Origin of the sequence: Rhizobacter sp. (assembly GCF_046595475.1) — a bacterium.
GTDB lineage: Bacteria > Pseudomonadota > Gammaproteobacteria > Burkholderiales > Burkholderiaceae_C > Rhizobacter.
Map to the genome: position 1 here is coordinate 1 of NZ_JBKJOQ010000026.1, position 4,043 is coordinate 4,043.

6 protein-coding genes and 1 riboswitch are annotated in these 4,043 nt (G+C 65.3%); of the genes, 4 read left to right on the forward strand and 2 right to left on the reverse strand.

Annotated elements, in window-relative coordinates:
- Positions 1-970: NAD(P) transhydrogenase subunit alpha (locus AC30QB_RS05035; RefSeq protein WP_489545095.1), on the reverse strand; the 970-nt coding region annotated here is incomplete at its 3' end.
- Positions 971-1,098: 128 nt separating this feature from the next.
- Between AC30QB_RS05035 and AC30QB_RS05040 the strand changes: the two genes are divergently transcribed.
- From AC30QB_RS05040 to AC30QB_RS05050, 3 genes are read left to right on the forward strand one after another with little or no spacing between them, the layout of a single operon-like run.
- Positions 1,099-1,602, forward strand: coding sequence for an NUDIX hydrolase (locus AC30QB_RS05040; RefSeq protein ID WP_489545096.1), 504 nt, complete (start codon positions 1,099-1,101; stop codon positions 1,600-1,602).
- 52 nt (positions 1,603-1,654) lie between these two features.
- Positions 1,655-2,050 (forward strand): MerR family transcriptional regulator, encoded by a 396-nt coding sequence (locus tag AC30QB_RS05045; protein WP_489545097.1) that lies wholly within the window; start codon positions 1,655-1,657, stop codon positions 2,048-2,050.
- Positions 2,047-2,460, forward strand: coding sequence for a PaaI family thioesterase (locus AC30QB_RS05050; RefSeq protein ID WP_489545098.1), 414 nt, complete (start codon positions 2,047-2,049; stop codon positions 2,458-2,460). The genes AC30QB_RS05045 and AC30QB_RS05050 overlap by 4 nt, the downstream gene beginning before the upstream one ends.
- 6 nt (positions 2,461-2,466) lie before the next feature.
- Here the strand turns inward: AC30QB_RS05050 and ribB are convergent, their stop codons facing one another.
- Complete coding sequence (ribB, locus tag AC30QB_RS05055) at positions 2,467-3,114, reverse strand: 3,4-dihydroxy-2-butanone-4-phosphate synthase (RefSeq protein WP_489545099.1); 648 nt, start codon at positions 3,112-3,114, stop codon at positions 2,467-2,469.
- Between the two features lie 97 nt (positions 3,115-3,211).
- Positions 3,212-3,362, reverse strand: a riboswitch (FMN riboswitch).
- A gap of 93 nt (positions 3,363-3,455) precedes the next feature.
- Here ribB and mnmA point away from each other — a divergent pair.
- Positions 3,456-4,043 (forward strand): tRNA 2-thiouridine(34) synthase MnmA (gene mnmA, locus AC30QB_RS05060; RefSeq protein ID WP_489545100.1); only part of this gene is annotated, 588 nt, incomplete at its 3' end.

Genomic DNA, 4,043 nt, shown 5'->3' on the forward strand with positions numbered 1-4,043 from the left:
CCGCCACCAGCGCTGCGAGGTTGGTTTCGCCGATCAGAGTGACGCCGTGCTTCACGACCGTCTTGTTGGCTTCGGTCAGCGGACAGTTGCCGCCTTGCGCCGCCGCCAGATCGACGATCACCGAGCCGGGCTTCATGGCCTTGACCATCTCTTCGGTCACCAGCACCGGCGCAGCGCGGCCGGGGATCAACGCGGTGGTGATCACGATGTCGGCGGCGGCCACGCGCTTGGCCACCTCAACCTTCTGGCGATCAAGCCAGCTTTGCGGCATTGGCTTGGCATAGCCACCCACGCCAACCGCAGCTTCTTTCTCTTCCGCCGTGTCGTATGACACGTCGATGAACTTGGCGCCCAGCGATTCCACCTGCTCTTTCACCGATGGGCGCACGTCGCTCGCTTCGATGACAGCGCCCAAGCGTTTTGCCGTCGCGATGGCCTGCAGACCGGCCACGCCCACACCGAGGATCACCACGCGCGCGGCCTTCACCGTGCCAGCGGCCGTCATCAGCATCGGAAAGAAGCGCTGGTACTTGTCGGCCGCGATCATCACGGCCTTGTAGCCGGCGATGTTGGCTTGCGAGGAGAGCACGTCCATGCTTTGGGCTCGGGTGGTGCGCGGCGCGGCTTCAAGCGCAAAGCTCGTGACGCCGGCCCCGGCCAGGCGCTGCAGGTTGTCTCGGTCGAACGGGTTGAGCATGCCCACCAGCGCAGCGCCGGTGTTCATGAGGCTCAGCTCCGAGTCGAGTGGCGAGCGCACCTTGAGTACAAGGTCGGCGGCAAAGGCGCCTGCCTGGTCGGTGATCTCGGCGCCGACAGCCTGATAGGCCTCGTCGGTGACGCTGGCAGCGACACCGGCCCCCGACTGAATGCGCAGGGTGTGGCCCTGGGCCTTGAGCTTCTTGGCAGTCTCAGGCGTGATCGCTACACGCGTTTCGCCGGCCATCGTCTCTTGCGGTACCCCAATCAACATGGATCTCACTCCTCAGTCGCCGACGCGACAGTAACTTGCGCCGAACTTACAAAACACGCGAGCGTAACGCATTGTGCGAGCGTGTCCGCCGTAGAACGTCTTATGCCAGCGACACCTACCATCGCGCCATGGCAGAACGTTGGAAACCCAGTGTCACGGTGGCGGCAATCATCGAGCGTGTGATCGACGGCGAGCAGCGCTTCCTGCTGGTGGAAGAAGACACCGCCGAAGGCCTGAAGCTCAACAACCCCGCGGGTCATCTGGAGCCGGGTGAGTCGCCCGAGCAAGGGGTGGTGCGCGAGGCGCTGGAAGAAACCACTTGCCGTTTCACCCCCGAGTGCGTGGTCGGCGTGTACCTCTCGCGTTTCCAGCGGCCGGCCACCTGCGAAGACGTGACCTACCTGCGCCTGGCCTACGCCGGCCACGTGGGCGAGCCCGACTCGGCGCGCTCGCTCGACGAAGGCATCGTGCGCACGCTGTGGATGACACTGCCCGAATTGCACGCGAGCCGCGAGCGCCACCGCAGCAAGCTGGTGCTGACCTGCATCGAAGACTACCTGGCCGGCAAGCGATACCCGCTGTCGCTGATCAGCCCCGACACCACGCTCTTCGCGCCCGAAATCAAGCCGTGAACTGACGCGTGGGTGACCCTCGCACAGTGCGAGGCTTGCTAGCCTGTCACGTATGAAAGTGTCTGAACTCGCACAGCGCACCGGCGTGTCGGTGCACCGGCTGCGGCGCTACGAAGCACAAGGCCTGATTCGCGCCGAGCGCAGCGCGGCGGGCTACCGCGAGTTCTCTGAACGCACGGTGCGCGAAGTCATCTTCATCTCGATGAGCCGTGACCTCGGTTTCTCGCTCGCGCAGATCGGCGGCACGCTGCCACGCTACCGCGGCGGCACGCTCACCATCGACGAGATGGTCGACCACATGCGCGAGCGCATCGCCGAGGTCGACACGCTCATCGCCGAACAGCGAGCGTTGCGCAAGACGCTGGTGTCGCACATCGCCTGGCTCAAAAAGCGAAAGCAGGCGCCAACCCGCCCCCCCTGGCCCGCAACACGGAAGGCATCAAGATGAACACGCCCACTGACTACACACCGCACACCCGGCGCAGTCCGCTCACCGACCCGTGGGAGCCGCTCTTTATGCAGCAAACGGCCGAGGCGGTGAACCTCGCCGTGGAGGTGCGCACTGCGCATTGCAACGCACGCGGCTTCGCGCATGGTGGCTTGATCTCGGCACTGGCCGACAACGCCATGGGCTTGTCGGTGGTGCGCCGTGCACGTGAGCAAACGGGCACGCAGAAAGCCAGCGCCGTGACGGTGTCACTGGCGCTGGATTTCATCGACGCGGCCCAGCAAGGTGATTGGCTGGAGTTTCAGCCGACCGTGCTGAAAGTGGGCCGCACCCTCGCTTTCGCAGAATGCCGCGTGGTCTGTGGCGAGCGCCTCATCGCACGCGGCAACGCGAGCTTCCGGATGGTCTGAGCCTGCTCAGCCGGCAGTGCTCAGCTCCTGCGAGCGCCGCCATTGCACGATCTCGGCGATGGTGAGCGTGGGCAGGCCGTGCGTCAGCGCAAACGTCTCCACCTGCTCGCCGCGCGCCATGCTGCCGTCGGCGTTCATCAGCTCGCAAAGCACCGCCGCAGGCTTGAGGCCGGCGAGCACCATCAGGTCGACCGAGCCCTCGGTGTGGCCGGCCCGTGCCAGCACGCCGCCAGGGTGTGCCCGCAGCGGAAACACGTGGCCGGGGCTCACCAGGTCTTCGGCCATGGCGTCGTCGGCAATGGCGGCCCGGATGGTTGTTACCCGGTCGGCCGCGCTCACGCCGGTGGCCACGCCGTGGCGCGCCTCGATGGACACCGTGAAGGCCGTGCCATAGCGGCTCTCGTTGCGCGGCACCATGGGCGGCAGCTGCAGCCGCTGCAGTGCCTCGTCGGGCAGGCACAGGCAGACGATGCCGCTGCCCTCACGGATCAGCATGGCCATGGTCTCGGGCGTGATGCGCTCGGCGGCCACGATGAGGTCGGCCTCGTTCTCGCGGTCGTCATCGTCGAACAGGAGGATGGGCCGGCCCTGGTGCAGCGCCCTGAGGGCTGCGCGCAGGCGGGAGGGAAAGGAATTGAAGGTCGGTTGAGACATTGAAACGCTCCTCGCAAAACAGTGGGCGAAAAACATTTCAGGGCGCGCAAACACAGGCGCTCTCACGCCGGGGGTTGGCGTGAGCGCGCTTGCATCGGCACATCTTCTTTCATCCGGACTGTGACCGTCGGCCTTGGCATCGCACCAAGTCTGCTGACCCTTGCCCTTTGAGGCGCAAGGCGCTCGCGGGCTCACCACTTGCGTGGCATACCGCCGGTGGGGAATTTCACCCCGCCCTGAAGACGTGTGCCGGCCTGAGAAGGCCAGCTCGGCGAGCTTAGTCAGGGCCCAAGACCTTGCGCGTCACCCACACGACACCTGCCACCTAAAATTGCGCCCCTATGAAAGTCCAACGCATCGTGGTCGGCCTGTCGGGCGGTGTCGATTCCGCCGTCAGCGCACACCTGCTCCAGCAGCAGGGCCATGAAGTCATCGGCATCTTCATGAAAAACTGGGAAGACGATGACGACGACGAATACTGCTCGTCGCGCGAAGACTGCGTCGATGCGGTCAGCGTCGCCGATGTCATCGGCATCGACATCGAGCAGGTCAACTTCTCCGGCGAATACAGGGAACGGGTGTTCGCGCACTTCCTGGCCGAGTACAAGGCGGGCCGCACGCCGAACCCCGACGTCCTGTGCAACAACGAGATCAAGTTCGCGGCGTTCCTCGATTACGCCCTGAAGGCGGGCGCCGACCGCATCGCGACCGGGCATTATGCCGGCGTGCGCGAAGTCGACGGCGCGTTCCAGCTGCTCAAGGCGGAGGACGGCACGAAGGACCAAAGCTATTTCCTGCACCGCCTGAGCCAGCGGCAATTGTCGAAAGCCCTGTTTCCGCTCGCGCAGCTCACCAAGCGCGAAGTGCGTGCAATCGCCGAGCGCGAGCGCATCCCGACGTTCGACAAGAAAGACAGCACCGGCATCTGC

Excerpts from the sequence above, each read along its gene's own strand:
- AC30QB_RS05040 (WP_489545096.1), top strand. The coding sequence starts at position 1,099 with ATGGCAGAACGTTGGAAACCCAGTGTCACGGTGGCGGCAATCATCGAG.
- AC30QB_RS05045 (WP_489545097.1), top strand. The coding sequence starts at position 1,655 with ATGAAAGTGTCTGAACTCGCACAGCGCACCGGCGTGTCGGTGCACCGG.
- AC30QB_RS05050 (WP_489545098.1), top strand. The coding sequence starts at position 2,047 with ATGAACACGCCCACTGACTACACACCGCACACCCGGCGCAGTCCGCTC.
- ribB (WP_489545099.1), bottom strand. The coding sequence starts at position 3,114 with ATGTCTCAACCGACCTTCAATTCCTTTCCCTCCCGCCTGCGCGCAGCC.